At 60.4% G+C, this 25,718-nt stretch carries 28 protein-coding genes; 24 read left to right on the forward strand and 4 right to left on the reverse strand.

Annotated features, from left to right (window positions below; all coding sequences use genetic code 11):
- Positions 1–54 precede the first annotated feature (54 nt).
- On the forward strand, positions 55–1,317 hold the full coding sequence (locus G3N58_RS16090) for an ROK family transcriptional regulator (RefSeq protein WP_205999618.1): 1,263 nt from the start codon (positions 55–57) through the stop codon (positions 1,315–1,317).
- A 406-nt stretch (positions 1,318–1,723) separates the two neighbouring features.
- Here G3N58_RS16090 and G3N58_RS34195 read toward each other — a convergent pair whose 3' ends face one another.
- Entirely contained in the window at positions 1,724–1,873 is a 150-nt protein-coding gene (locus tag G3N58_RS34195) for a hypothetical protein (RefSeq protein WP_241017130.1), read from the reverse strand.
- 70 nt (positions 1,874–1,943) lie between these two features.
- On the opposite strand from G3N58_RS34195, the gene G3N58_RS16095 reads away from it, so the two are divergent.
- The 14 genes from G3N58_RS16095 to G3N58_RS16160 all read left to right on the forward strand — a co-directional run bounded on the left by G3N58_RS16095 (position 1,944) and on the right by G3N58_RS16160 (position 15,204).
- On the forward strand, positions 1,944–3,857 hold the full coding sequence (locus G3N58_RS16095; RefSeq protein ID WP_346778269.1) for a TonB-dependent siderophore receptor: 1,914 nt from the start codon (positions 1,944–1,946) through the stop codon (positions 3,855–3,857).
- A 179-nt stretch (positions 3,858–4,036) separates the two neighbouring features.
- Positions 4,037–4,732: a hypothetical protein gene (locus G3N58_RS16100; protein WP_167283578.1), complete on the forward strand. Its 696-nt coding sequence runs from the start codon at positions 4,037–4,039 to the stop codon at positions 4,730–4,732.
- Positions 4,733–4,801: 69 nt separating this feature from the next.
- Positions 4,802–5,485: a PepSY-associated TM helix domain-containing protein gene (locus G3N58_RS16105; RefSeq protein WP_205999620.1), complete on the forward strand. Its 684-nt coding sequence runs from the start codon at positions 4,802–4,804 to the stop codon at positions 5,483–5,485.
- Positions 5,486–5,782: 297 nt separating this feature from the next.
- Complete coding sequence (locus G3N58_RS16110) at positions 5,783–7,204, forward strand: integrase family protein (RefSeq protein ID WP_205999621.1); 1,422 nt, start codon at positions 5,783–5,785, stop codon at positions 7,202–7,204.
- Entirely contained in the window at positions 7,186–8,379 is a 1,194-nt protein-coding gene (locus G3N58_RS16115; protein WP_205999622.1) for a hypothetical protein, read from the forward strand. Before G3N58_RS16110 ends, G3N58_RS16115 begins: the two co-directional genes overlap by 19 nt.
- A 409-nt stretch (positions 8,380–8,788) precedes the next feature.
- Positions 8,789–9,511, forward strand: coding sequence for a Rha family transcriptional regulator (locus G3N58_RS16120; RefSeq protein ID WP_205999623.1), 723 nt, complete (start codon positions 8,789–8,791; stop codon positions 9,509–9,511).
- Positions 9,508–9,783, forward strand: a complete 276-nt coding sequence (locus tag G3N58_RS16125; protein ID WP_346778270.1) for a transcriptional coactivator p15/PC4 family protein — start codon at positions 9,508–9,510, stop codon at positions 9,781–9,783. Before G3N58_RS16120 ends, G3N58_RS16125 begins: the two co-directional genes overlap by 4 nt.
- A gap of 215 nt (positions 9,784–9,998) precedes the next feature.
- Positions 9,999–10,274 carry an XRE family transcriptional regulator gene (locus G3N58_RS16130; protein WP_205999624.1) on the forward strand — a complete coding sequence of 92 codons (276 nt, stop codon included), beginning with the start codon at positions 9,999–10,001 and terminating at the stop codon, positions 10,272–10,274.
- 160 nt (positions 10,275–10,434) lie between these two features.
- Positions 10,435–10,920 carry a helix-turn-helix domain-containing protein gene (locus G3N58_RS16135; RefSeq protein ID WP_205999625.1) on the forward strand — a complete coding sequence of 162 codons (486 nt, stop codon included), beginning with the start codon at positions 10,435–10,437 and terminating at the stop codon, positions 10,918–10,920.
- Positions 10,913–11,215 carry a hypothetical protein gene (locus G3N58_RS16140; protein WP_205999626.1) on the forward strand — a complete coding sequence of 101 codons (303 nt, stop codon included), beginning with the start codon at positions 10,913–10,915 and terminating at the stop codon, positions 11,213–11,215. The genes G3N58_RS16135 and G3N58_RS16140 overlap by 8 nt, the downstream gene beginning before the upstream one ends.
- On the forward strand, positions 11,208–11,867 hold the full coding sequence (locus tag G3N58_RS16145) for a hypothetical protein (RefSeq protein ID WP_205999627.1): 660 nt from the start codon (positions 11,208–11,210) through the stop codon (positions 11,865–11,867). Before G3N58_RS16140 ends, G3N58_RS16145 begins: the two co-directional genes overlap by 8 nt.
- Positions 11,860–12,165 carry a hypothetical protein gene (locus tag G3N58_RS16150; protein ID WP_205999628.1) on the forward strand — a complete coding sequence of 102 codons (306 nt, stop codon included), beginning with the start codon at positions 11,860–11,862 and terminating at the stop codon, positions 12,163–12,165. The genes G3N58_RS16145 and G3N58_RS16150 overlap by 8 nt, the downstream gene beginning before the upstream one ends.
- A complete protein-coding gene (locus G3N58_RS16155) occupies positions 12,155–12,433 on the forward strand; it encodes a hypothetical protein (RefSeq protein ID WP_205999629.1) in 279 nt (92 codons plus the stop codon). Before G3N58_RS16150 ends, G3N58_RS16155 begins: the two co-directional genes overlap by 11 nt.
- A complete protein-coding gene (locus G3N58_RS16160; RefSeq protein WP_205999630.1) occupies positions 12,412–15,204 on the forward strand; it encodes a toprim domain-containing protein in 2,793 nt (930 codons plus the stop codon). The genes G3N58_RS16155 and G3N58_RS16160 overlap by 22 nt, the downstream gene beginning before the upstream one ends.
- A gap of 797 nt (positions 15,205–16,001) precedes the next feature.
- Here the strand turns inward: G3N58_RS16160 and G3N58_RS16165 are convergent.
- Positions 16,002–16,463, reverse strand: coding sequence for a hypothetical protein (locus tag G3N58_RS16165; RefSeq protein WP_205999631.1), 462 nt, complete (start codon positions 16,461–16,463; stop codon positions 16,002–16,004).
- A 317-nt stretch (positions 16,464–16,780) separates the two neighbouring features.
- On the opposite strand from G3N58_RS16165, the gene G3N58_RS16170 reads away from it, so the two are divergent.
- The 9 genes from G3N58_RS16170 to G3N58_RS16210 all read left to right on the forward strand — a co-directional run bounded on the left by G3N58_RS16170 (position 16,781) and on the right by G3N58_RS16210 (position 24,930).
- Positions 16,781–17,350, forward strand: coding sequence for a hypothetical protein (locus tag G3N58_RS16170; protein ID WP_205999632.1), 570 nt, complete (start codon positions 16,781–16,783; stop codon positions 17,348–17,350).
- Positions 17,351–17,510: 160 nt separating this feature from the next.
- Positions 17,511–17,807 (forward strand): hypothetical protein, encoded by a 297-nt coding sequence (locus G3N58_RS16175; protein ID WP_205999633.1) that lies wholly within the window; start codon positions 17,511–17,513, stop codon positions 17,805–17,807.
- Positions 17,808–17,823: 16 nt separating this feature from the next.
- Entirely contained in the window at positions 17,824–18,972 is a 1,149-nt protein-coding gene (locus G3N58_RS16180; RefSeq protein ID WP_205999634.1) for a hypothetical protein, read from the forward strand.
- 55 nt (positions 18,973–19,027) lie between these two features.
- Positions 19,028–20,875, forward strand: a complete 1,848-nt coding sequence (locus G3N58_RS16185; protein ID WP_205999635.1) for a hypothetical protein — start codon at positions 19,028–19,030, stop codon at positions 20,873–20,875.
- Positions 20,876–20,923: 48 nt separating this feature from the next.
- Positions 20,924–21,703, forward strand: a complete 780-nt coding sequence (locus G3N58_RS16190) for a hypothetical protein (protein ID WP_205999636.1) — start codon at positions 20,924–20,926, stop codon at positions 21,701–21,703.
- A gap of 30 nt (positions 21,704–21,733) precedes the next feature.
- Complete coding sequence (locus G3N58_RS16195; RefSeq protein ID WP_205999637.1) at positions 21,734–22,810, forward strand: site-specific integrase; 1,077 nt, start codon at positions 21,734–21,736, stop codon at positions 22,808–22,810.
- Between the two features lie 318 nt (positions 22,811–23,128).
- Positions 23,129–23,581: a hypothetical protein gene (locus G3N58_RS16200; RefSeq protein ID WP_205999638.1), complete on the forward strand. Its 453-nt coding sequence runs from the start codon at positions 23,129–23,131 to the stop codon at positions 23,579–23,581.
- A complete protein-coding gene (locus tag G3N58_RS16205; protein ID WP_205999639.1) occupies positions 23,565–24,188 on the forward strand; it encodes a hypothetical protein in 624 nt (207 codons plus the stop codon). Before G3N58_RS16200 ends, G3N58_RS16205 begins: the two co-directional genes overlap by 17 nt.
- Before the next feature lie 88 nt (positions 24,189–24,276).
- Positions 24,277–24,930: a head decoration protein gene (locus tag G3N58_RS16210; protein WP_205999640.1), complete on the forward strand. Its 654-nt coding sequence runs from the start codon at positions 24,277–24,279 to the stop codon at positions 24,928–24,930.
- A gap of 198 nt (positions 24,931–25,128) precedes the next feature.
- Here the strand turns inward: G3N58_RS16210 and G3N58_RS16215 are convergent, their stop codons facing one another.
- Both G3N58_RS16215 and G3N58_RS16220 read right to left on the reverse strand, forming a co-directional pair.
- Positions 25,129–25,419 carry a BrnA antitoxin family protein gene (locus tag G3N58_RS16215; RefSeq protein WP_205999641.1) on the reverse strand — a complete coding sequence of 97 codons (291 nt, stop codon included), beginning with the start codon at positions 25,417–25,419 and terminating at the stop codon, positions 25,129–25,131.
- Positions 25,391–25,672 (reverse strand): BrnT family toxin, encoded by a 282-nt coding sequence (locus G3N58_RS16220; RefSeq protein ID WP_205999642.1) that lies wholly within the window; start codon positions 25,670–25,672, stop codon positions 25,391–25,393. Before G3N58_RS16220 ends, G3N58_RS16215 begins: the two co-directional genes overlap by 29 nt.
- Positions 25,673–25,718: the final 46 nt, after the last annotated feature.

A 25,718-nucleotide genomic window follows, 5' to 3' on the forward strand; every position in this document is an offset into this window, starting at 1 on the left:
TATTCAGACTAGCCGGGCAATGGTTCGGCCTTCGGCGACCAACACGATTGCAAAATGAAAGAAACCAACGCACTCGGCCGCACGGTCGGAAATTCTCGTGGCCTCGATGACTTCCTTGAGCCCGGCGACCGCCGGCAGGGGAGAGCGGGCCTGATTTCGTCATCCGATGTCGGCTCTGCAAACCGCAACCGGGTGGTTCAGGCGCTGTTCGACCTCGGACCGACCAGCCGCGCAGAACTTGCGCGGCATGCCGACGTCAACCGGTCCACGATGACCGGGATACTTCAGCCGCTGCTCGACAAGGGCTTACTCGTGGAAGGCGAGCCTCTGCCGGCGAATAACGTCGGCGGCAAGCCGGCGCGCCCCCTCTGGTTCGCCGCCGACGCAAAGCCCCTGTGTGGCGTTCTGCTCATGCATGACGGCGTACGTGCTGCGCTCGTCTCGATGGACGGCCGCATTCGGGCTGAAAACTGGCTGCCGTTCGACTCATGCGACGTGCCGCAGTCCGAATTGCTGAAAATCATTTTCAAGTGCGTCCAGGCCACCCTGAAGCGTGCCGGGAGAGCGCCCTTCGGCATTGGCGTGGCGGTGGCCGGCATGGTCGACACCGACAGCGGATCGATCGTCGATAACGCCATGACGCCGGGTCTGGGTGGTCTGCGGATTCGGGATGAAGTTCAAGGTCGCTTCGGCTTGCCGACATTCGTCGACCACCATCCGCGTGCTCTCCTGCTTGGAGACAGGTGGTTCGGCGCGGGCCGAGGGAAAAATAGTTTCGCTGTCCTGTACGTTACGAAGGGTATCGGCTCCGCGCTCTTTCTCAATGGTCGCGTGCTGCGCGGGCCGAAGGGAACGGGCGGCGAACTTGGACATACCCGTGTGCACGTGGGCGGAGCCCTCTGCCACTGCGGACAGCGCGGCTGCCTGGAGACGATCGCCACGCTCGGATGGCTTCGCCGCGAGGCCGGCTCAGTTGGCCTGAGCAACGCCGACAAGCTCGATTTCAGGCTGTTGACCGATCTGGTATCCGGCGGTTCGTCCGATGCCGACTTGCTGCTAAGGAAGTTTGCCCGGAATCTGGCCTATGGCATCGCCAATCTTCAACAGATCGTCGTGCCCGGCATGTTCATTTTGCATGGGGATATCGCTGCGGGCGGGCAGACACTCCTCGATGCAATTGCACGGGAGGTCAATGACCTTTTGCCTTGGCACCCGGGAGCCGCCCTGGAACTGGTTCTGGGCGACGCGGGCTATCTTGCCGGAATGCGCGGGGCGGCTGGACTGGTGCTGGCGGAGATGCTGCAGATCGCGACCTGACTGGTTGCGAGGTTGGCCAAACCGTTCCTGACTACCCCCAACTATCCCCGCGCCACGACAGATTAGTTAATGATAATAATTCTCATATGCATTGACGATCAACTTCCGCCTGCTTACAATCTGATTTTTCCAATCGGCTGAAATGCCGCGACGAGACAGGTTCGCGCCGTCGATCACGCCGTGGTGAAGATATGTACTCCTGATTGACAAATTTTCGCTCGGCGCCCTGTGCCGTTGCGAGCCGTGTCTCGTCGATCGCGGAGCAATGCTTCATTGTCCGTTCCATGCCCCTCGTTTCACCGTGTATGCACCCAACCTTTCGCCGCCGACGCTCGGCCCAATCATCATCGACCCCAACGCCGTTTGCCATCGCCGCCGCCCTGGCTGTCGTGAGCCTCGGCTTGCCTTATGCGGCATGCGCATCGACGACCGACAGCGACACCGCGATCTCCGGCGATTCGGCGCGGAATGGGGCATCCGCCAACCCGACCCGTCCCGCGGCAAGCACCACGGCGGATAGCGGGCCCGGCAGCGAACTGAAGGCGATCGTCGTCACGTCAAAGCAGGAGAAAGCAAGCGCGTATGCAGCGAGGTCGATACAGAGCGGCCCGTACGCCGGACTCGATGTGCTGGACGTACCTGCCACCGTCAACGTCGTGACGTCGGAACTGCTGAAGGCGCAGGCGGCCTCCGGCCTCTATGGCGGTTTGCGTAACGTGGCGGGCGTCGTTCGACAGCAATTGAGCGGCATCGCATATGATCAGTTATCCATAAGAGGCATCTCGCTCGACAACCGCAACAGCTATTTGCTGAACGGCGTCCTGCCCGTGGACAACAACATCTGGATGCCGATGGAGAACAAGGAGCGCGTCGAAGTGCTCAAAGGCGCCTCGGCGTTGTACTACGGCTTTATCGTCCCGGCCGGCGTGGTGAACATGGTCACGAAGCGCGCCGGGAGCGATCCCGTCACTTCGGCCTCGATCGTGGCGGATTCGCACGGGTCCATTGGCGCACACGCGGATATCGGCCGCCGTTTCGGCCCCGACAACCAGTTCGGCCTGCGCGTGAATGCGATGGACGAGCACGTCGAAACGCCTATCGACGGCGATCGCGGCTTTCGCCGCTTTGCCAGCGTGGCGCTGGACTGGCGCGCGACTAACCGTCTTTCGTTCAAGTACGACCTCGAACACATCGACCAGAATGTCGTCGAGCAGGCCGGCATTACGCCTCTCGCCGCGGTCAGCGGTGTCATCGCGCTTCCGCGTTTGCCCGATCCTTCCACGTTGCTGGTTCCGAACGACAGGAAAACGAATGCAACGGCGACCAGCCAGTTGCTGCGCGCCGACTATCTCTTTTCGGACAACTGGCGTGCCAATGTGGAAATCGGCCAGTCGATCACGCAGCGCAACCGTTGGCTATGGGTCTTCCAGAAATACAACGTCAACACCGGCGCGGGCACCTTGCAGGGCAGCCAGCAGGATGGACAGTTCTACGAGAGCAAGGTCGTACGCGCGGAAATCAACGGGCTGTTCGATACGGGCCGCCTTCACCATGACGTCACGTTTGGCGTGAACAAGACGTGGCAGTTTCAGCCCGATTTCACGACTTATTACTTTACGGCCTCGCAGAACCTCTACAACCCGATCAGCATCACGAACCTGAAGGCGGCGGGCTCGAAGGCGTTCTATGCGCAGCACACCTCGAATAGCGGGGCCTACGTATTCGATCGCATCGACCTGACGTCCTGGCTGCAATTCACGCCGGGCCTGCGTTACGCTTCGTATCATGCCACGCAGGCGTATACGCCCACGCAGGACGCCAATCACGTTTCGCCGGCCGCGAGCCTCGTGTTCAGGCTCACGCCGCAAACCAGCGTCTATGCGAGCTATATCGAGGGGCTCGAATCGGCAGGCAGCGCGCCCGCGACCGCGGCGAATGCCTATCAGGTGCTGCCTGCCGCCGTGAGCCGGCAGGAAGAGTTCGGCGTGCGCCATCGCTTCGACAATGGCGGGATTTTCTCGGCGGCGCTGTTCCAGATCCGGCAGCCGGCCGCCAGCGCGAATGCCGACAATGTCTACGCATTAAACGGCGTGGGCTGCTACAGGGGAGTCGAATTCTCGTACCAGGGCGACATCACGCGCGATCTCTCGATCGTGACGACAGGCATGTGGCTGGACGCAACGCTGGTCGATAGCACCGACCCGACCACGCTCGGCAAGCGCCCGGAGAACACGCCGCGTTATACCGGAAGCGTCTTTCTGAATTATCGCGTGCCGCACGTCAACGGATTTTCTGTCAATGGCGGGGCGTATTTCGTCGGCTCGCGTCCGATCAACGATGCGAACCAGGCCTACATTCCGGGCTATACGTTGTTCACGGCAGGAGCCCGCTACGACACGAAAATCTATGGCAAGGCGGCGAGTTTCCAGCTCAACGTGGAAAACGCCTTCAATAAGCACTACTGGGCGTCGGCCGGGTCGAGTCAGTTGGGTATCGGACTCGAACGCACCGTCATTCTCACCTCGACCTTCGACTTCTGAACCATGCCGGCTTGCGTGCCGGCATAAACCTGCTCCTGCTCATCATGCTTGATTTTGCTTTCCGTGTCTGGTCCGCTGCGACTCGCAGCTCTCATTCCTCAGCGACGTCCCGTCATCGGGGCATGCGGTTTGCCGCGCTCGTGTTCGCTGTGAGTGTCGCTGGTTTTTCTCACGAGGTCATGGCGCAGTCCGTTCCCGCCGGCTCGCCGCCCGGCGTCGCGCTGCACAAGCGCGTTCTCTACGTGACCCGGCTTTCCCATCGCGATCGCGAGGAGGATGACAAGGTGCGGGCCCACCTGGAATCGCGCGGGATGTCGGTCACCATGGTGGACGAAAACACGCCGGCAAGCGCGTCGAATGGCATGGATCTCGTGATCATCTCTTCGGTCGTCAGCGCCCGCGACATGGTAAGCACGGGCTTTCGCGACGTGCCGATCCCGCTTCTCACCTGGGAGTCCGATCTTTACGATTCGTTGCGCTTCACCGGCCAGAAGAAGGGGGAAGACTTCGGCGAACTGCAGAAGGAGCACTACGTGAGCGTGGTCAACGCGCCGAGCCCGATAGCCGGTGGCGTACCCGCGGGAAAGCGTTGGGTCTATCCGCGTGATGACGAGATGGGGTGGGGCAGGCCAGGCCCCGGCGCGACCGTGATCGCGACCGTTCCCGGCGAACCGTCCCACGCCGTCGTGTTCGCCTATGAGAAGGGCTCCACCATGGATTACGACTTTATCGCCCCGGCACGGCGAGTCGCGCTGTTCCTCGGCAACCGGTCATTCGAAAAGCTGAGCAGCGATGGCCAGACACTATTCGATGCGGCCACGGACTGGGCGCTCGGCCAACCATCGTCGCCGGCAGCGCGTCAAGCTGCTCCATGAAATCGCGGGCACGGCATTCACTGTGCAGGAATAGGAATGCCCCGGACAACCGTTCTACCTGATCGAAAGATGCAAATTTCTACTCGAGTCGCCGCCGCGAGTACCGGCAATACGATCCGCGCCGCCACGCGCTCGCGCCGCAGCCAGTTTCTCAAATGGCTGCGCAAGATACATGGCTGGGTCGGTCTGTGGGGGGCCGTCCTTGGGCTGCTGTTCGGTGTGACGGGCATATTGCAGAACCATCGGGCCGTCATGAAATTCCGCGTAGGCCAAGGGCCCGTGGTCTCGACCGTACAGTTGCCGGTTGCTGCCGGCTCGCTGAACGACCCGCGCGATTTAGGGAAGTGGGTTCGATCCGGGCTTCATCTCGACCGGCCGTCCTCCAGCGTGTCGCGTCAGCCTGCGCAGCCCGTGACCTGGGGCGATCAATCGGTCGTCCAGCCCGAGCGCTGGACTGCGCGATTCATTTCCCCGCGCTACTTCGTCAACGCCGAATATTGGAAAGGCGGCACATTCGTGTCGGTCGAGCGGCGGGAGCAGGGCGTCATCGGCATGCTGGAGGCGTTGCACCGAGCCAATGGCGCCAGCGCCGGATGGGTCCTGCTCGCCGACTCCATCGCGGGGAGCCTCGTGCTGCTGTCGCTAACGGGCGTGATTCTGTGGACCGAGCTCAATCGCAAGCGCACGCTCGGGGCATGCCTATTCTTTGGTTCGATCATTGCCATGATCGTGTTTGCGCTGGAGTCCGTTTGACGGAGCCAGAAAAAGAAAAGGACTTATGGCGAAACGCCATAAGTCCTTGATTTTCTTTGGTCGGAGCGAAAGGATTCGAACCTTCGACCCTCTGATCCCAAATCGTCCCAATTCGACATATTTCTGCATTGAGCGGCATTCATGTAACCCGCGAAACTACGCCTCCATAGCCGTTTCCGGCCGATCCCCTCTGATAAAAGCGTTGACCCGAATTGACCCGTTTCCCCATAATCGGGTTACATGGCGGTTACATGGAAAGAGGCCGCCGCCCATTCTTACAGCGAAAGCAAAACGAAAGTGGCGAAGATCAATTTCACAGCGGATCGAGTCAACCGGCACGCGTGCCCCGGTGGTCAGTTCACGAAAAGCGGCAAACCGGTCGACCAGGCGTTCATCTGGGACAGCAAAGCGTCAGGCCTCGGTCTGCGTGCCACCGTCGCGGGCGCAAGGACCTATATCTTCCAAGGAAAGCTGCACGGTCGAACCGTGCGCGTCACTATAGGTGACCCACGCGACTGGGACATCGCTAAAGCTCAAGAAGAGGCCCGCCGGTTGCAGCGTCTGCTCGACAAGGGTATTGACCCGCGCGCCGATCGCGCTCGAAAACGTGCTGAATTTGATGCCGAGCAGCGCGAGCTTCGGCGTATGAGCACGACCGTGGGAACTGCCTGGGCAGACTACATTCTTTATCTGGAAAGCACACCTTCCCCGAAGACCAGAAAGCCTAGATCTGCCAAATACATCGCCGATCATGTGCTCTATGCGGCCGCCGGCGGCGCGCCCAAGCGCGGAGGTGGTAAGACTGTCGCCGGACCGCTTGCACCGCTAATGGATATTCCCCTCGGGGAGTTGAGCGCCGATCGTGTGCGCGCGTTGCTCGAAGCGGAGACCGCGATACGTCCAACCTCGATGGCATATGCCTATCGGATGCTGAAAGCATTCGCAAGATGGTGCGAAGGCCAGGACGAATATAGCGGTTCCGTCGTGGCAGACTGCTACACGTCGTCTAAAGTGACAAGCGTGCTGCCCAACGTCGGTGTTAAGGAAGGCGACTGTCTCCAGCGCGAGCAGTTGCAGGCATGGTTCAGCGCCGTTCGTGGACTGGACAACCCTGTTCTTGCCACTTACCTTCAGGGGTTGCTAATCACGGGCGCACGCAGAGAGGAACTCGCGGCGCTTCGCTGGGATGACGTCGATCTCAAATGGCGCAGCATGCGAATCGCCGACAAGATCGAGACAGAAACAGGGCGGGTCATTCCACTCTCCCCATATCTTGCATCGCTGCTCCTCGAGCTCAAGCGGATCAACGAGACGCCCCCGAATGTGCGGCAGTTGCGCGCGCTCAAATCGAAAGGTGAAGAGTGGAAACCGTCAGAATGGGTCTTCGCTAGCAAGACTGCGGCAGATGGCAAGATCAACAGTCCGCGGTTTGCGCACGGTCGGGCGTTGCAGACTGCGGGCTTACCGCATATCACTCTGCACGGTTTGCGTCGGTCGTTCGGAACGCTTAGCGAATGGTGTGAAGTCCCGGTTGGCGTCGTCGCACAAATCCAGGGGCATAAGCCAAGTGCCGTCGCCGAAAAACATTACCGACGTCGACCGCTCGACATGCTGCGGCTATGGCACGACCGGATCGAAGCATGGATGCTCCAGGAGGCGCGCGTCGTCTTCGTGACGGACAGCGACACGAAAGGTAAGGTATGGCCGACTGGAACATGATGTCGACGCGTGCCGCTGCCGAGTATCTCGCTCGGCGCCAGTGGCCAGATACTACCCCGATGCAAAGGGCGATAGATGCCCTGAGGCAATACGGCACTGGGCCGGGCCCGTACACGCCGGTCTACGCGATTCGGCTGCTCGAAACACGGCGTATCGTGAGCCATATCCGCGCGTTTATTGCCGCAGGGAAACTCACTGCATACGATCAACCGGATGGCCACGAGACGGCAATTGACGAAGCCACAATCGTCAAACTTGACGAGCTCAGACCGTTGCTCGCGCGCGGGTTCCTGCTCGACAAACGATATGAGCGGGACGTCAGGGCTTACGCGAACGCATGGAACGACGAGGAGAATTTCGAGCGTTGGCTGATCAAAGCGCACGCAGATAATGAAGCGGCGCCGCTGCTGTTCCAATGGTTTCTGCACGACAGCTGGACGCCGCGCGAAGCGCTAAGACTGCTGCTCGGCCTTGAACCAGATGCCGACTGGTTTGCGCTCTCGGACGAAAGCGGCGATCACCCACGTATCGTCAGCGCACGCTACCTCGACGGTTCTCTCGTCTGCATTGAAGGCTGGCGCAACGCTAACGTCGTGAAGGAAAGCATTGAAAGCGGCGCCCATCCGGAGATCTACAACCAGCTTCAGATCACATCACTCGAACTCGTACGCCTCTCGAGTGAGCTTTCCGGAATGAAAAGGGTCTTCGAGAGCGGCAGTCACGCGCCTCGCAACCCTCCCGCGTACTACATCGAATGGGCGGCGCGGAAGAACTACGTGGTTCCCTGGCTTAACTGGGCCCGATCAGAGGGCTTGCTCGTGCCCGTCGACGCTGAAGCCGAGGTTGCCCCCGCAGAGGGTACAGCGGAGATTCTGAATGCCGCGGCGCCCATCGAGACGCCATCGATCGCGAACGCCTTTGACGGTCTCAACCAGTGGGACGCCGCGAAGTGGGCCAAGAACCTCGGGGACGGTCGCGCGAAATGGCTGAAAAAGGCGCGGGTCGGCAAGGGCAGAAAGGGCGCCGCGGCGGCCACATGGAATCCGGTAATCATCGCGCTATATCTCAAGGATCTCGGCGTTCCATGGCTGAAGCTCGACGCTGTCTTTAAGAAGGCGGCACTCAAGGAATGGAGGTCAAAATGGGAAGAACAGACAGAGGAAATGCGGGACTGAAATGCGGCTCAAATACGGGACCGTTTCGCGGAAAGCCGCGCCGGCTCTAGAGAACAAATACGTACGCATCTCCCGTATTTGCACCCGTAATTCAGGCTTGGTCCGGCGATTCGCGTTGAAGGCCACGAACTCAGGTTGAACTGCTGTTTTCGGGGCGGCTTCGCTGCGAATCGAAACCCGCTTTCGTGACCGGAGCCTAGCCAATGTCCACACCCAATCTGGCGTCTACAGCCAGCGATTTTCCACTCTCGACGGAAGAGCTCGCGCAACAGCTCAAAATCCGTCCGCAGTCCATACGCAAACGCTACTGTGAGACGGGAGCATATTTCGGCCTTCGTCCCTTCAAACTGCCTAACGGGCGCCTGATGTGGCCCGGGGACGCGCTTCAGCAACTCGTGGGAGGTCGGCAGTGAAAAAGAAAAACGCCCGACCCAGCAAAGCCGAATCGAGCGCCGTCGAACAGCGCAAGCTTACCGCACTAACCCTCCACCAGTCACGCGGTGAATCGCGCGTCGACAGTCGCGATCTCGCATTCCACCTCGACATCCAGCACGAGAGCGTTGCCCGCAAGCTCACCGATTACGAAGACGACTTCAGCACGCTCGGAGTTCTCCGATTTGAAATCGGGAAACCGCCGCTCGGCGCGCTGGGCGGCCGCCCCGAGCGCTACTGGCTCCTGAACGAAGATCAATGCTACCTGCTGCTGACCTACAGTCGCAACACCGACCGCGTGCGCGCGTTGAAATTGCGCCTGGTGATCGCGTTCCGGGACGCTCGTAGCCGGCAGGCTCTCCACGACGGCGTGTATCTGCCGAGCTACCACGCTCTGCACAACGAGGTGGCAGAGATGGCCCGGCGCGCACACGAGGCCGGTAGCGTGGCCGGCGACGAGGTGTTTCACTGCAACGTTAACAAACTCGCCAACAAAGTGTGCGGCTTGCGTGCCGGCGAGCGTCCGGCCTTGAATTCGACTCAACGGGCAATCCTGACAGCTACTCAAGAGGTGATCCGTGCATCATTGCGGCGCTCGATGGCAGCGGGAGATGATCACCGCAGCGCCTACCGCGCTGCGAAGCTGGCTGCTGAGGAATACGCGGCAGTGGCTCGCCATTTGCTCGGAGGTGTGCAGTGAACCAGCCCAACACTCAACCGACAGCCGACGAACCAGAGCAGAACGGCACGCTGATCGGCGAGATCCAGAAAAACTCCCGCGAACGCCTGCGCGTCACCGTGGGCCAATACAAGGGTCACGAATATGTCGGCATCCGCATCTGGTTTGTTGGCCCCGACGGCCAGTATCGGCCCTCGCGCGCGGGCGTCACGCTGAAGCCTTCGCTCATGCCGCAACTCATGCAGGCGCTGAGCGTTGCCGCGCGCGCCGCAGATCCACAGGGAGCTCGATGACATGCGAGCTCCGATCAATCGACCGCCGGTCATGCTGGCGGGCACCAGCACGCTCTCCTGCCACCCTTCCGGGCGCCATGGTGAATTTTCTGCATTGACGATTAGCTCCAATGGGGCTATTGTCTCGTCCATAGGGAAACGCAGTTGCGAGTCCCACTTATCCCGAAAGGACGAAACCATGAAGCTCACGTTACCCGCGTGCCGCGGGGCCATCCATGCCCATCAAATACACACCTCCCTCGCCGGAAGACCTTTCGGCACTGAAGAACTCGCTCAGAAAAACCGGCAAGGAAATGGCCGAGTTGGCTTGGCTAGCCGGGGATCAGCACTGGCGGAAATACACCAACCCGAATCCGGACAACGGCCGGCAGATGAGTGCACAGATGTTGTTCACGATGGCTGCGTTGCTCGAGCTGGACGAAGCGATGTTGAATCGCATCCTCGCTCGTATGCGCGCGATGGGCGCGACGATCGAACTGGACAGCGAGTAATCGATGGTGGCGCGCCGACCGCTCTCCCGCAAGACATCACCCTCATCGTTCGCGAAGCGCTGCGCGCTGCAGCGCTCGCGCCGACCGTCTTTGACGCGCTCGACGTGACAGGTGACGCGCTGCGCCACTTGGCCGAACTTGCCCGTGAAGAGGTGCAGAAATGAGCGCACCTCTTCCAAAGCTGCATCGGATCAGCGCCGCGGCCGCCGCACTCGGCGTCTCGCGAAACACCGTCTATCGATTCGCGAAGATGGGCAAGCTAACGCGCGTCCAGATCGGCGAAAACTCGTCCGGAATCACCGATGAGAGCCTCCGTGCGCTGATGGCGGTTGCCGGGAATGACGGTGGCACGGCGACGGCATCCGATCCGGACGCACTGCAGGCACGATGTGTTGATCCTTTTGGCGTGTCAAAGTCGAAGAGTAGTCCTACACGACGAAGCAGGCATCCCACGCGTACAAATCCGGAAGTCGATCGCATCGACTATGCGCTTTCGAAGCATATCGTCGACATGGAGCGCGGCTTCACTATTTTGACGGGCTACGGCGCTCTGCGGATCGATGCGGATGACGCCCCGCGCGTCGTGCAAGTGGTTCGCACCGTCCTGAAACAGCAACTCAAGCGCGCGGAGGTGAAACATGACTAACAAAAAAACCTGCGCAACCGACCAGATCGACACGAAGGAAATTCTTTCCCTCGTTGAGATGGCCGTCGGCCAGTTCGCGTCAGCAGCTGCGTCATTCGTCGACGTGGCCGCGATCTTCGAAGCGATAGCCGCTGCCGCGCCGAGCGGCTCACTGATGAGCCGACTGGCCAATCTGGGCATAGGCCTTTGTGAGCAACGCGAATGCGACTTCATCGAGCAACAGATTACGTATGAGGCGCATGTCGAACGATTTGACGACACGCTGCAGCAGTCAACGGAGGCGAGCAATGGCTAAGGCGAACGTCACGCCACTGCAGGCGCGCCACGACGACGTCGCGCTGAAAGAGATTCACATCACGCGCCGTTGCCGGGACTTGCTCGTGCGTGCTGGTCTCGAGGGAAAGTATCTCACTCACTACATTCGCGACAGAGGCACAACGGTTATTTACGGTCTGACGCTTGAGCTGGCAGAGGAACTGCTCGAAGCGCTCGGTCAATTGCGGAGCGAAGCGAAACACTACGACATAACCGTGCTGAAGGCACTTGACCGTGAACTCGGGCGCGTGGTGTTTGCAGCACGAACGAAAGGACTCTTGCCAGACCCCGGATGCGATGTTGCGTATAACACGATCGCGCTTCTGCAGGCAGATACGCCATGTCTCGCACGACTCAACGTCGGCGATCGCGCGATCGACTGCTACATTGGTGAAGTCTCTATCGTTGAGCCATACGGGTTTTACAAGGTCACCTGCAGTAAAGGCCGTTTCTATGACGAAGATGGCGAGCGAATCGACTACGTGTGGGGTTACAACGTTCAGGCCGTTAATGGGAAGCGCTATGTCACGCTTCCCAGCAGTCTTTCAGACTCCCAGGGCCGCATCACTCACCTGAAACTTATATACGGCGGAGATACTGCGGTCGCAATCACGGAGGATATCCATGACTAAGGCCGTGAACGATACCGCCCGTAAAGGAGATGTCGGTGACGATGCGCGGCCGTCCTTCGACGCAATCGAGATTGCGGCGACGCTCAACGCTGCGGCCGATAGGTTTGGGGACGCCGCACTTGTAGCGACCATACTCGCAGACGCCCTTAAAGCGCTCCTTCGCGAAATTCCCGTTGATGCATCGCCGGCCTGCCGGCTTGCGGCAGAGGCCTGCATACGCGTCGGGCATTGCGCCGCGCGCGACTATCGCGCCGCGCACGAAAAATTCGTCCTGGAGGCCGAGCGCTATGGCCACTAAAGACATGAAGCTCATCGAGCTCGCGCGCCGCGCGCACGACGAGATCGGCGACGCCGGTGCAGCTCTTGCGCGTGCAGGCGCGCTGTTCCGGGTGCTGCGAACCGTCATCGGCGCCGACGGCGCGTCGATGCCTGACGAGATGGCGCTGATCGATATTGGAATGGAGCTCTGCTCAGTCTATTCGGAGCGTGCCGCTGGCGAACTGAGCTATTTCGAGAACATTTTTGCTCCGGAGGCGAGCCATTCATGGCCACAATCGACGAACTGAAGCAGCACGTCGATCTCCACGATCTCGCAGATCGCCTCGGCCTCAAACGCGGCCGGGGCGGAGATCGAGCGCTCTATCACTCCCCGCAGCACGAGGACCGCACCCCGTCCCTGTCGATCTACATCGACCATCCGAAGCACGGCACCGGCTGGCGCGACCACAGCGCGAACGTCGGCGGCTCGTGCATCGATCTCGTGATGCACGCGCGCGGCGGAACAGTCGCCGATGCAGCGCGCTATCTGCACGACGTCTACGGCATTCCGATCGACCGACCGGTCCCGAATGAGCGGCGCGAGAAATCGACCGTCGAGTACATCGCCGACCGGTGCCTCTCCGAACGCGATCGCGTGCACCAATATCTGACCGCTCGAGGCATCTCGACTGAAGCAATCGACGCGGCGCTCCGCACGCATTCGCTGGGATTTAATACCTGGACGAGCCCGAGGGTCGCCGCGGGCGATGTCGGCCACGGCGGCCCGGCGGCAGCATTCATCGTTCGCGCGCCCGGCGATAGGCGCGTCGTTGCCGTCGACATGCGCTATCTCGACCCGACGCTCAACGGCGACGTCAAGACGCAAACCCAAGGAGACAAGTCCGGATATTTCTGGACAGCCGATGCGCGCCGACTCGACGGGGCCCGGCGCGTGTATATCGTCGAGAGTGCGATTAACGCACTTTCGATTGATACCTGCGCGCTGCGTGGCACGGCGGCACTCGCGCTGCGCGGTCTCGCCAACGTCGACGCGATCGACTTCTCGTTCCTTCGCGGCAAGCAGGTTGTGATCTGTATGGACAACGACGAGCCGTTCGCGGACGGCCATCCACGCGCGGGCCACCGTCCGGGGCCCGAAGCCGCGTGGGCACTCTACGAACGGCTCACGGCACTCAACATCAGCGCCGTGCTCGTCGACCAGGCCGAGTGGCTCGCCGATCTGGAAGAAGGTGAAAAGACACGCCGTCCCATCAACGATGTGAACGACTACCTGCAGCTATTCGGGGCGCCCGAACTGGCGCGCGCGCTCGAGCAGATCGAGCCGTGGCTCATTGCCGGGATGCCGGGCGATGCCGCACGCCGCGGCAGACCGCGCATCTTCCTGCCGTCGCACGACTTCGCGCAGTACTGGCGCTTCCGCACGCGGCCTGACTTCACCAGCTACGTCACGAAGATGGACCGCAACGAAGAGTCGGGCGTCGAGACGCCCATCATGACCGACCTGTGCGGCTTCCGAATCGCGTCCATCAGCCGCGTGTCCGTCTCCAGTGCCACATCGACGATGACTGGCGACGCCGACCAGGCGCCGACTGTCTATTTTGCTGTGTCTGTGCAGGCCCCTCGTCACGGCGCGCAGCTCATTCGCCGCGTGATGCTCGACGATCAGCTCCACAACGTTGACCAGTGGGGCAAGTTCGGTCCGATCTGGGCGCCGGCGCCGTTCAAACGGATGGTGAACATCCTCGAGCGCGGCGCTGACCTCGGCGCGCGACAGGCCTCGAACTTCGTGGGACTCGCCTGGCGCAACGGTACCCCGGCCGTCAACGAGGGGCCGGACTGTTACTTCACCGAACCCGAGAAGCAGTGCCCATACCACAACCTGACGTTCCCCAGCGGGCCGATCGCCGACGCGCGCCGCGTCATCGTCGCCTATCAAGGGACGTTCAAACAGAACGCGGCCACAATCCCACTCGTGTGGGCGCTCGGAGCCCACCTGAAGGCGTTGCTAGGCTTCTGGCCACACATCACGATCCAGGCGAACAAGGGCGCGGGCAAATCGACGCTCATCAAGCGTCTCGAGCGCACGCTGGCGTTCACCATGTTTTCGGGGCAGTCTCTGCAGACCGAGTTCCGGCTTCTGACCAGCATCAGCCATACGAGCCATCCAGTCGGCTGGGAAGAGCTATCCGCGCGGCGGCAGGACGTGATCGACAAGGCCGTCGGGCTGCTGCAGGAGAACTACCAGTACACGGTGACGCGCCGCGGCGGCGACATGACGGAATATCTGCTGTGTGCTCCCGTGATGCTGGCGGGTGAGGACGTGCCGGTGCGCAGCCTGCTCGGCAAGCTCGTGCGCACGACGCTGACCGGCAAGCACGGACCATTGTTGCCCGATGATCTGCCTCGCTTCCCGCTGAGGCAATGGCTCGATTTCCTCGCCTCGCTGGGTAAGCGCGCTGTCCTCGACCAGTATGCAGCGCTATGCGACAGGGCGCGCGCCAACTGCCGCGCGAGCGGCGAGGACGACGGCGCGAGGCGCATGGCCGGCAACTATGCGGCCATCGCGCTCGCGTGGCGATACCTTTGCGAGTTCGCCGGCGTGGATCCTGACGAAGGCGACTTTCCGCGTGACCTGTTTGCCGAGATGAATGGGCATATCGCCGAGACGAGCGCCGACCGGGAACCGTGGGTATGGATTCTGGAAACAGCGCTCTCGGAGATCGACTGCGGCAACTACAAGCACCCGTACACCTTTGGCGTCGTCGACGGGGAATTCTGCCTGCTGCTCAACACAGGGCACGTAATGGACCACATCGCGCATACGAGTGCGCTTCGCGACAAGTGGAACGCACTGCCCGTGAAGTCCGATCGCGTGTTCAAGGGGCAGTTGAAGAACGCCGACGTCATCGTCGGTGAGAAGGAAGTGGAACGGCGCATCTATACCCGCCGGGTTCGCTACCTCACGCCGCTCTCGCTGGACCGGCTCGCTTCGTTCGGCCTGCACGTCTCGGTCCGCGAAGACCTCGCGACCGATTCGCTTCAGGGAGACCAGACATGACCGGTTTCCTCGGGCTCGGGCACCCGACTCCAGCAAGCTGGACGATTCCGTGCATGCGGCCGACGTCGGGGTGTCCGAGCCGTGCGGCCGTTTTTTCTCGCGGGGAAGGCACAGGCAGTGCAGAGAAATGGGGTTTTTTTGGGGGGGCTGCTCGTAAGTCATTGATTCTTGAGAAGAGTACTGCCCCGAGTTGCGTTGATTTTGCCCCTAGTCGGGTCGATTTTGCCCTTAGTCCATTTTTGGACTTTCCTGCGCTCCACTCATATTCTCTCTCTTTAAATCATTGAAAAGAAAGAAGAAATAAGGCCATGAAAGCGCGAAAATGACTGATGTGCATTGCCCCTAGTCGGGTCCGTTTTGCCCCCATTCGCGGATGCTGCCTATTTTTTGTGCCCCCATTCGGAGGGGGCGCCCCGAGTCATTGGGGGCAACTGGGGGCAACGTGTTTTCTTTTGAATCAGGTAGTTACGACGATTTTTCGGGCAATCCCCCAATCCCCCATTTGCGCTGCGTGTCCCTCCCCCGCGTGGCCTGTTTTTCGGAGTAACTCTGACAAATGAATTACACAAAAGAGCGGATTGGGCTGGCGCTTGCCATGCTCGGCGAGGATCGCCGCAATGCGGTACCGGTCGATAATGGGAAATGCGGTTATCGCTCCAGATGTATGGTCAGATCAGGTCCCAACAGTTTTTGAGAGGCAACGGGCGGCGACCGACCCAAATCTGACGTTGCGGCCCGCCCAGAGCCGACGTTCGTTGCTGCGAACAGAGATGGCCTTGACTGGAACTACGGTCAGTTTAATCGGGTGCGCGCCGTGCCAACCCGCGGCCCAATAGCACAGCCAAAACGCCGAGAATTACACCCCGTCCCCACTGCAGCATGCCCGCCTTTCGGCTATCTTCGGCTTCTTTCTGGGTGCGCTTGATGATTTCGCGATCGCCAATATTCATCCGTACGACGGCAGGGCCGCAATACTCTAAATGCATGGGCGATCCAGACGGTATTCCGTCGAACATCGTCATCGGGAAAGGCCCACGATGACGTCCTGCCTCTCGTGCCAAGAGCATGGATTTTCCATTGTTGAGAAAAGATATCTCCTTGCCCAGGAAGCGATTCTCTATTTCGAGCGTCCCATCATAGCCTACCGAATGACACGGAAGTCCGACGGGACTATTCACCCAGTAAATGTACGCGAGCGAGAATGAGGTCATGCCAATAATTATCCCCAGCAAGTAAAGCATTACGCCTGCCATTTTCATTGTTGTGATCTTTGTGTCTGGGTTGATCGCACAACGCCTGCGGTGCTTGGCGTGCGACGCATAATTGTCGACGATCTACGCCGCGGCGTCGACTGACCGTTCATGGCCGAACTGAGCCGGATGATCAGTCATCGTCTGCCCGACATCAGACATCGCGGCGTTTCCTTTTTCGACACGCTTAGCTTCCCGTCTCACGGTCGGTTGTAAACGGTATCACGGGCCGGCATAATCGATTCGTCGCGCCTAGCCCGGCCAGGCGAAACGCGGGCTACCCCGGCCCGCTGGCGCGGCTCCCTACCGGGGCGTGCGAGGGGAGCATGGGCGAGACTGTTGGACTATCAAATCGCAAAAGTGAATTCATATCCGTCCGTCAGTTGGTATTTGCGATCGCCGAAGCGGAAAAACGATCGCCGGCGGAAATCGCAACCTGTCTTTGGAACCTCCTGAGCGAGTCGGCCTCGGCACCGGAGTGGCTGCAGCATCAAGACGGCATCACATACCGCCTCGAACCCAGAGCTCAGGACACTGGTTGGTTCGCTCTTCGTGCGCTCCGTGAGGGTCGCGATTGCAACGGCGGATGGGACCACAGGATGGGCTTCTCACGACCCCAGTTGCGCTTGTTCTTCGAATCGTGCGAGCTAAGCATGTCGTTCGAAGTCGACAACGCAGCCATCCGGAATTTGTCGCCAGGCCCTCAGCGCGACGCCGCGATGCTGGAGACCCATACGCGCTATGAAAAGGACGGCAAGGGGAAGCATCTGGAGCGCACCGCAGCGCACTTTGGTTGCTCGAAGACGGTAGTGACGAGAGCGATCAAAAGGGCTCGCGCTGCGCAGCCTCTCGCTGTAGGGCAGAGGGCCGATTGGGATCCGTTCGGCCGCCGCTAGAGCGTTCTGCTGTGCTCACTTTCTCAGGGTGCCTCGATTCGGCCGTACTCCAACGGCTCGTCTGTGTGTTCGGTTGCCACGCACGTGTGTCTGGCCTCAACGTGTGATCACCCGCTGGCGGTATCGAGCGCTTCGCTCGAACCAGCGGAAGGAGAACACGATGAGGAACCGCTCAACCTTGGTGCGTTTCGCCGCCGTCGCTTACGGACGTCAGCAGATCGCCTCGGAATCTCGCTTGAGCCAGCGAGAGGAAAACACGGTGAAGAAACAATCGAATGAGGCTTTGTCGCAATCGCGCGAGTTTTGGGGCGCCATTGCTAGCGCCGCCCGACAGCAAGCTGCCGTCAAAAGCTGGGAGCGCCCCCTCCGCGCGGCGGCGCGTGGAAAGAGGTCGACCGGTACCGTGAAACTGCATCCGGGCTGGGACGCGGCGTTCAAGCGCGCTCGCGCCTCCTGACACAGGAGATTCGGCCATGAATCTCTTCGTCGAACTGGCATTCACGCCCGAACTGCGTACTGCCATGTCACAGGTTCAATCGGCCCTTGAGAGTCGCGCGAATGCTGTGCTTGCCATTGAGGCAAACGCTCGGGACCTCGAGTCTGCGAGCACCGAGCTTCCGAAACTCGAGCAAATCGCCGCGCAATTGCAGGCCGAGGCAATCAAGTGCGAAGCGTTGGTAGCAGCTAATGGTGCGTCGAAAACCGACGTGACCAAGGCGGTAAAGGCGGCCGACAAAGCCGCGGTCGATTTTGCGGAAATGAAACGAAAAATCGAGCGAGCCATGGCGGCGCGCGCTGTACTCCTAGGCATGGCTCGCGATGCAGATGCGGCTATCGTAGAAGTCAAAGCAGAATTCACCGCCGTGCTGGCGGGACAAAGGGAACAGGCTAACGGGGGCTTTGAGATCGATCTGCGTGAGGCATGTGCCGGCCGCGTTTCTCTCATAGAGGTAGTCGCCGTTGCGCGCGCTGTAGACGCTGAATTTCCCGGTGGTCTGTGCAGGCTGCTCCTCAGCAACCTGAAGATCATTTCGCCGCGAGCCTATCGCACTAGTCATGACGGATTCGGGCCCGCGCGAGTCACCGGGACTGATCTGCTCACTGAGGAGGTTATGCCGGCGACGCTGCCGGAAGAAGTTTCCCTCTCGCTGCGTGAAATCAACGCCGTGGTCGACGCCCTCCGGCGCCATAAGCCGTTCAACGCACCGAAACTGCAGCAGCCGCAGCAGGCAGAGAAGCCTCCACGGTCTGCATTGGAGCAGAAAAGGTACGACGAAGCCGCTGAGCGCATTCGCCGATCAGAAGAAGAATACGACGAGCGGGAGCGCCGGTCGAAGCAGCCGCAAACTGCAGAACAACGGCGCAAGTGGACGATGGACGTTCGCTATCCCGGCACGCCGGCGCCGCGCCACGATATCAATGCAAGCGCAGCAGCGCTTGGCATCACTGGGGACGATGGCGGGACGGTCTCCGACGAATTGCGTCGCATAGGAGCGTTGCCATCGGACAGCGCAAACAGTGCATCGAATCTGCATTTCCATGATGACGGCGACACGATCTCCGACGAATGGCGCCGGATAGGAGCGCTACCGCCAGACAGTGCAAACAGCGGCGGCGCGTGATGTTATCAGTGATGCAAGAGGATCAACGCTTCCGTCAACTGACAAGAGAACCAAGATGCCGAACGTTTTCGCGATAACAATCAGCGCCACAGACAAGGCAACAGCGGTCGCCCAAGGCGTCAACAAGGCGATCGCTCAGATCACGAAGCCGATAGCGGACGTGCACGCGTCGGTGGCTGCATTCTCGAAGGAAACCGGCCTTAACAAACTCGGCAGTGGTCTCGACAGGGTCGGAAACATTGCGAGCGACACAGCGCGTCGCATCGGATCGATCGTGCCTCCTATTGCTGCATTGACGAGTGTAGGAACTATCGCTGGTGTAGCAGCGATTGCGCATAGCTGGGGTAAGAGTGCGGTCGAGATGAAGAACACCGCATATAACATCGGTATGGGCACTACCCAGTTGCAGGAATATCAAGGTGCCGCGAAGCTCGCAGGCCTGTCCAGTGAGTCAATGACGAGTGGATTGCAGTCAGTGGGCAAAGCGTTCGAAGATGCACAGGCTGGCCGAAGCCCATTCCTGGCCGGAGTCCTCTCTCAGTTCAATATCGGCACTCACCGTGTGAAGGGTGGATCGATCGACATCGCGCGAGCAATGCACGATATTGCGAACGCTGCTGCGAAGCTGCCAAACGCACAGGCGCGCAACGAATTTCTTGGTTTCTTCGGTGCCCAGGGACTTGCCCCGCTACTCGGACAGGGTGCCGGCGAACTGGATCGACGCATCGCGCAGATGCGGGCGCTCAATGCGACGATGACGCCTCAGCAGATCGCTCAGGGCGACCGGTATAACGAAGCGATGGTCGCTCTCGATTTTGCTGTCGGGAAGCTCACCAATTCGGCTGGTGCGTCGCTCGCGCCGGCGCTGACTAAAGTGGCAAACGAACTGATTCCTATCGTTGACCGATACGGCCCGAAGCTGGCAGGGTGGATCGAAAGTATTGATTGGGACAAGGCGATAGGGAGCACCGAGAGGTTTGTCGGTGAGATCGGGGGCTTGAAGACGGTGGCCGCGGCCGTTGCCGGCATCACTTTCGCTGGGCCGATAGCGGGCGCGATCAGTCTCGTTACCCAGCTCGCGAAGGTAGGAGTGCTTCTTGCGCCCATCGCGGCTAATCCTATCGTTACCGGAATCCTCGGGTTGACTCACAGTAAGGATCTCAATACGGGAGAAAGTGACAAACTTGCTGATATCCGGAAAAAGGAGCAGTACGCGTTGGCGAACGGAGGGTGGACACCGGAGATGTCAAAACCGGGTTGGAAGCCGCCGGGTTCGGGGAGCACGCCTGTCGCTTCGCCAGGCCCATCCGCGGTAGCGTCCGCGCAAGGGCGTGTCGCCCTCGGCATCCGCAGCAACAATCCGCTGAATCTCACTCTCAACCATCAGGAGCAGATATTCGACGACCCGGAACAGGGCATCGCAGCGGCCGTTGATAATCTCCAGCGCAACTATCAAGGCCTGACGCTCGCGCAAATTCAGGATAAGTGGACCGGAGGCGCACGCACGGGCAATTCTCCACTGCAGATTGCCAATTACACAGGGCTGATGTCGCGTGCGACGGGTTTGAGTGCGAGCGATATACCGAACCTGTCGGACCCAAAGGTAGTCGCGGCGCTTGTATCCGGGATGATTCGCGCGGAGAACGGCTCTATGCCCTATTCGATGGATCAGATCACGCGAGCGACGTTCTCGGGCATGCAGGGAAACAGAGCTTCATCAACAGTTGCAACTTCCTCGGGCAATGCAGATTCGGGCGACACGGCTTCGCGCAGCGACCAGGTGCGGGTGGATGTTCATTTCGCTAACCCTCCAGCAGGCACAACGGCGCGCGTCACAACGAGAGGCAGGGTTGTGGCGTCGACAAATATCGGCACGTCAGCATTAATCGGATCTGCTATCTAATGGCCAGCCTCAAGATGTAGCAATGCCGATCAAATCAGGAGTTAAAGAATGTATCAATATGATGATCCGACGGTGTCGTCGACATTGCCGACGCCAGCCGCCGCTGGGATTGCCGGATTTTTCACGGATGGCAATCCCGCGTCCGGACAAGCCGCAACCGAGCTTCGCAGCGACTTCATGAACATGATCATGATGGAGCTGCTGAACGTTGTGGAGGGCGCCGCTCTGACGCCCAGCAAAACTACCTACAACCAGGTCTTTACTGCAATACAATCACTGATCGGGGCATATGCCGCTCCCATCAATAATACGGGCGCGTCTTCTGACATTGTTCTGCCTGTCGGCCAGGCTGCGTATATCGATATTTCTGCAGCCACGACGGTCCCATTGCATATTGCGTGCAATGATGAGCAATCGTACGAAATGGAATTCCGTTTCATGGGCAACACTGGTTCAAACACCGCGACAGTCTTGCTTCCCAACAATACGTCCCATACGAACTTTTTCTCGTGGGAACAGCAGTACAACATATCGAGCACTCCTTACGCCAATTCCGGGTATGCGAACGGCTTCGTGATCTCAGGTGCGGATTCGCGGTACCGCAAGATATTTATTTCGACAAGCACGGCAACCAAATCAATCTTTTCTATGGGTTGTTCGTATATTTCAAGTTCCCAAGGAATAAGCGCCGACACACTGGCATCATCGTGGCAAGCGTCTGCGAGCAATAACACGATTTCCGATACTACGTCTGCATGGACGTCATTGGGCACAGTGACCTTCCCTGTTGCTACGACGGGAAGGATCACTATCCGTCGTGCCTCATAAAGAAAGATCGCCGATCGCACAACGGACGTCATGACCTATCAACTTTTCCGCGTTGGCGCCCTTTGGCACTACAGGCGCAGCATCGACGGCAAACGCGTGCAGCGCTCCACTCGAGAAACGGATCGGCAACGTGCCGAACAGGTCGCCGAACGAGCACTTCGTGAAGCAAAGCTGTGGGCTCGCGGCGGCCGCGAGATCCCAACGCTTCGGGAGCTCATTACTCAATGGATCATCATTCACGAAGCAAGTGCCAGTCGGGCTCACGTCAAGGTGGTCGAGACACTCGGCCGACTGCATCTTCATGGCCTCGGTGACACGCCCATCGACAAGCTCACGACCGATCGCGTCGAGCTCGCCCGCGTGCGTCATCTCGAGACGCATGCTCCAGTGTCAGCGAACCAATGGCTCAAGGTGCTGAGACTGCTGTGCAACTGGGCGGTGCGCCGCGGCGTCATTCCAGCCGTCCCGTTTCGCGTGAAGGCTCTCAAGATCCAGAAGAAACCGCGGGCGACGCTCCCGGCCTCGCTCGTGCAGGACTGGCTGACGATCATCGATAAACGCAAAGGTTCGCGAGAGGGCGTGCGGACAGCTATACGGCTGATGCTCGGGCTCGGCCTGCGTGAGTCGGAGACCATCTCGGCCCGCTGGGAATGGCTCGATGTCGAGCGGCACGTTTATACGCCCGGCCGTACCAAGGGCCGCGAGGCCGTCCCGCTGCCGGTCCCGGACTGGCTCTTCAGCTATCTGCTCGAGCGACGGCAGGCGGCCGGACTGATGCTCGCGAAGTCCAATGGCAAGCCCTACACGCCCGGCTTCACACGTTCCGCGATGCTGGAGGCCAACCGGGCCGTCGGAGCCCCTCACATCACGGCCCATCGCCTGCGAGGCACGTTTGCCACCCAGTTGAGCCGGATGGGCGTTCCAGTACAGGACATTCAGCGGGTGCTTCGCCACAAGAACCTGACTACCACCGCGGCGTATCTCGAGATCGATATGACGACTGTGATCGCCGGTCAACGCAACATGGCCGAGCAGATCGGATTCGGATTACACGTTCAACCTGCTGGCGCGCCAGTGGCGAACAACGCCCCGCAAACCCAGCAATGACAAGGAAATACGATCCCTACCGGTCATCGTGTGTTTTTGCCCCGGATCGGCCCTTCGGAGGGTTGTTTCGGCTGCTTCAGGGGAGTCTTCGACAGTCGGTGCGAGGAAGGAGACCGGTCGGGAAGGCCTCCAATGCCTTCGAAAAGCTTACGGGTCCTTCGCTGCCTTTCGGATCATCGCGGGCATTGCGCGCGCCCGTTTCTGCCGTTCTTTTGTCCGATGAAAACGCTTTACTTTACATCGACGGGCCGCTAATCATTTTTGCTGAAATTGTAAAAAATCCACGCAAACCCATAACCAGCATGCCTCGGAGTCCGGATGATGGATACGCTTTCTACTCATGAGGAAAGTGGCGTTTTACTTCCGCCCTTTACATCGATCGATAAAAAGCAGCTTTGCGAAGCGCTTGGATGGTCTCGCCCGCGCCTTGATCGACGTCTCGCAGAGGACGCGGATTTTCCTGTGCTGCGGCGCGGCAATCGAGGCGGCGGATGGCGCTTCGACCTGGGTGCGGTGATCGCGCATCTCGTCGCGACGCCGGCACCCCATTCGCTGGCTAGCGCCACCGACGGCGGCCGCCGGATGTTGTCGCCTGATCAGGTGCGGGACATCCATGCCGAGCTCGCGCGCATTCAGGCAATGCGGCGTGTGATCGAGACACTCGTCGCCGAGCTGGGCGCGGCGCTCGATCGCCTGGGCGCCTCGCTGGGACACGCCGGCATGCTGGCCGATTCGGTTAGCCCGGAGACCGTCGATGGCCAAACGCACTGATCCCGCACCCGCGGCGAGCGTCGGTCTGAGCAAACGCGAACTCTGCGCGCTTTTGGGGTGGTCTCGGCCCACGCTTGATCATCGGCTCGAGATTGACCGGCTCTTTCCTGTTCTGCAGCGGGGTTCCCGTGGGGTGCAGTGGCAATTCGAGGGCGCCGCGGTTATGCGCTACCTGAGCCCAAGCAAAGGGGATGGCAAAACTGACACCCCCTTCGATGCAGAGGATGGCGGCAACATAGATCCATCAGCCTCGGTCGGTCGGAGGGCGGTACATGAAGGCGAGCAGACCGCACGGCAGCGGCGCGACGCCGTGCAGGCAGAGATTCTCGAAGACAAGCTGCGGCGCGACCGCGGCGAGCTCGTGCAGGCCGAGATCATGCGTCAGGTGATCACGAAGATGCTCGTGCATCTCGGTAAGGGATTGGACCGACTATCCGACCAGGTGGTCGAGAAGCTCGGGTTGCCAGAGTCCAGCGCGGACTCAATACGCGAGTTGACCGACGATCTGCGTGTGACGATGGTCGCAGAGCTCAACGTGTTGCTCGAACCCGAATCACGAAGCAGCCCCCGGCCGGCGGTGGGGCAAAACACCGGCAGCAGGCGATGAAGCGTAAGCGGTTTCCCACCAGTTCAAGCTGGTTCTTTCCGCATCAGGCGCCTGCACCCTGTCAACCAGATCGAATGAGGATCACGATATGCCTACTCTCCTGACCGAAAACCGGCACGCCGGCGGCTTTCTCGTTTCCGAAGCGCGAGGGCACCGCTCGCGCGATGCCGTAACGATGGGCGGCGCGACGACAATCTATGCAGGCACCGTCCTTGGCGTCGTGCTTGGTGGCGTGGCAGTTGCGTGGCCCGGCAACGCCGCGCAGGAAAACACCAATACCGGCAACGGCACGATCGCGACGGCCGGTACGCCCGTCGTTACCGGCGCGCAGCTCGGTATGTATTCGGCGATCGCGACCGATGCGACGCATTTCGCTGTGACCGACCCCTACGGCAACTCGTTAGGCACGGCGACCGCGGGCAGCGCGTTCAGCAATCAGATCGCGTTCACGATCACCGCCGGCGGTACCGCGTTCGTCGCGGGCGACGAGTTCTCGATCGAGGTCGAGGCGATCGGCGCGGTGTATGTGCCGCTGAACCCGTCGGCGAGCGACGGCTCGCAGAACGCCGCAGCCATTTCATTCGGCTTCGTCGATGCCACGCCTGGAGATGCACCCGGCACAGTGATAGCTCGCGAAGCGGAAGTAAACGCGAGCGAACTGGTCTGGCCGACCGGCATCACGGCAGCTCAGACCTCGACTGCGCTCGCGCAACTACTCTCCAACGAAATCGTCGCGCGATAACTCTCCAGCCACCGCGATCTATGTCCGGTTCCGCGGGCACGCGGAATTGTCGCAGGCTACAACTGGCTTCTTTGGCGTTAGACGCGTGCACCGATGCGCCCTACTGTGAACAGCGCATCGATGCGCAGCGGGGCATTCCCCGACACATACGCGAAGGCGTCGCATGAACTTCCGCGCCATCTGTAGCAGGCGGCGCGCTCACGCCGTCACTTCGTCCGGCGAGTGTGTCTTGAGCCAGTCGACCAACGCGCTATCGATTCGCGTTTGCCAGCCCGAGCCCGACGCCTTGAACGCGTCCACCACCTGCGGCGAGAGGCGCAGCGAGAGCGCGACCTTCGTCGGCATCTTTTGCGGGCCGCGCACGCCAAGCTTTGCCTGGAGTGAAGACGGCAGGGCATCGGTTCCCTTCTTGAAGTGTTCGAGGTCGGCCGCCGTCAGTTCGCGGACCTCGCCTTCCTTGTCAGTCAGTCGTTTGCGTGCGGTCACCATAGTGTTTTGCCTCCCTATCGTTTGCCTTCCTGAAGCTGATTACGCGGATGCCGGTTTGGGTTTCCGTGAAACACAGCACGTGAAGCCGGTCACCGACATACCCGACTGCAACGTAGCGAGTCTCGCCGTAATCGTGACGCTCGTCGATGCGGATGAGCGCCGACTCGAATTGGAACTCGCGGACGCGCTCGAATGACAACTGGCGCTCGCTGATGTTCTTCTCATTTTTCGTCGGGTCGTATTCGATGTCCATGAATCAGATTGTAGATACAGATTGATTGTGGTGCAATCTTTTTTGT

Origin of the sequence: Paraburkholderia sp. Ac-20342, from assembly GCF_017104985.1 — a bacterium.
Lineage (GTDB): Bacteria > Pseudomonadota > Gammaproteobacteria > Burkholderiales > Burkholderiaceae > Paraburkholderia.

Excerpts from the sequence above, each read along its gene's own strand:
- G3N58_RS16090 (WP_205999618.1), top strand. The coding sequence starts at position 55 with ATGAAAGAAACCAACGCACTCGGCCGCACGGTCGGAAATTCTCGTGGC.
- G3N58_RS16100 (WP_167283578.1), top strand. The coding sequence starts at position 4,037 with ATGGCGCAGTCCGTTCCCGCCGGCTCGCCGCCCGGCGTCGCGCTGCAC.
- G3N58_RS16105 (WP_205999620.1), top strand. The coding sequence starts at position 4,802 with ATGCAAATTTCTACTCGAGTCGCCGCCGCGAGTACCGGCAATACGATC.
- G3N58_RS16115 (WP_205999622.1), top strand. The coding sequence starts at position 7,186 with ATGGCCGACTGGAACATGATGTCGACGCGTGCCGCTGCCGAGTATCTC.
- G3N58_RS16130 (WP_205999624.1), top strand. The coding sequence starts at position 9,999 with ATGCCCATCAAATACACACCTCCCTCGCCGGAAGACCTTTCGGCACTG.
- G3N58_RS16135 (WP_205999625.1), top strand. The coding sequence starts at position 10,435 with ATGAGCGCACCTCTTCCAAAGCTGCATCGGATCAGCGCCGCGGCCGCC.
- G3N58_RS16140 (WP_205999626.1), top strand. The coding sequence starts at position 10,913 with ATGACTAACAAAAAAACCTGCGCAACCGACCAGATCGACACGAAGGAA.
- G3N58_RS16145 (WP_205999627.1), top strand. The coding sequence starts at position 11,208 with ATGGCTAAGGCGAACGTCACGCCACTGCAGGCGCGCCACGACGACGTC.
- G3N58_RS16150 (WP_205999628.1), top strand. The coding sequence starts at position 11,860 with ATGACTAAGGCCGTGAACGATACCGCCCGTAAAGGAGATGTCGGTGAC.
- G3N58_RS16155 (WP_205999629.1), top strand. The coding sequence starts at position 12,155 with ATGGCCACTAAAGACATGAAGCTCATCGAGCTCGCGCGCCGCGCGCAC.
- G3N58_RS16160 (WP_205999630.1), top strand. The coding sequence starts at position 12,412 with ATGGCCACAATCGACGAACTGAAGCAGCACGTCGATCTCCACGATCTC.
- G3N58_RS16165 (WP_205999631.1), bottom strand. The coding sequence starts at position 16,463 with ATGAAAATGGCAGGCGTAATGCTTTACTTGCTGGGGATAATTATTGGC.
- G3N58_RS16170 (WP_205999632.1), top strand. The coding sequence starts at position 16,781 with ATGGGCGAGACTGTTGGACTATCAAATCGCAAAAGTGAATTCATATCC.
- G3N58_RS16175 (WP_205999633.1), top strand. The coding sequence starts at position 17,511 with ATGAGGAACCGCTCAACCTTGGTGCGTTTCGCCGCCGTCGCTTACGGA.
- G3N58_RS16180 (WP_205999634.1), top strand. The coding sequence starts at position 17,824 with ATGAATCTCTTCGTCGAACTGGCATTCACGCCCGAACTGCGTACTGCC.
- G3N58_RS16185 (WP_205999635.1), top strand. The coding sequence starts at position 19,028 with ATGCCGAACGTTTTCGCGATAACAATCAGCGCCACAGACAAGGCAACA.
- G3N58_RS16190 (WP_205999636.1), top strand. The coding sequence starts at position 20,924 with ATGTATCAATATGATGATCCGACGGTGTCGTCGACATTGCCGACGCCA.
- G3N58_RS16195 (WP_205999637.1), top strand. The coding sequence starts at position 21,734 with ATGACCTATCAACTTTTCCGCGTTGGCGCCCTTTGGCACTACAGGCGC.
- G3N58_RS16200 (WP_205999638.1), top strand. The coding sequence starts at position 23,129 with ATGATGGATACGCTTTCTACTCATGAGGAAAGTGGCGTTTTACTTCCG.
- G3N58_RS16205 (WP_205999639.1), top strand. The coding sequence starts at position 23,565 with ATGGCCAAACGCACTGATCCCGCACCCGCGGCGAGCGTCGGTCTGAGC.
- G3N58_RS16210 (WP_205999640.1), top strand. The coding sequence starts at position 24,277 with ATGCCTACTCTCCTGACCGAAAACCGGCACGCCGGCGGCTTTCTCGTT.
- G3N58_RS16215 (WP_205999641.1), bottom strand. The coding sequence starts at position 25,419 with ATGGTGACCGCACGCAAACGACTGACTGACAAGGAAGGCGAGGTCCGC.
- G3N58_RS16220 (WP_205999642.1), bottom strand. The coding sequence starts at position 25,672 with ATGGACATCGAATACGACCCGACGAAAAATGAGAAGAACATCAGCGAG.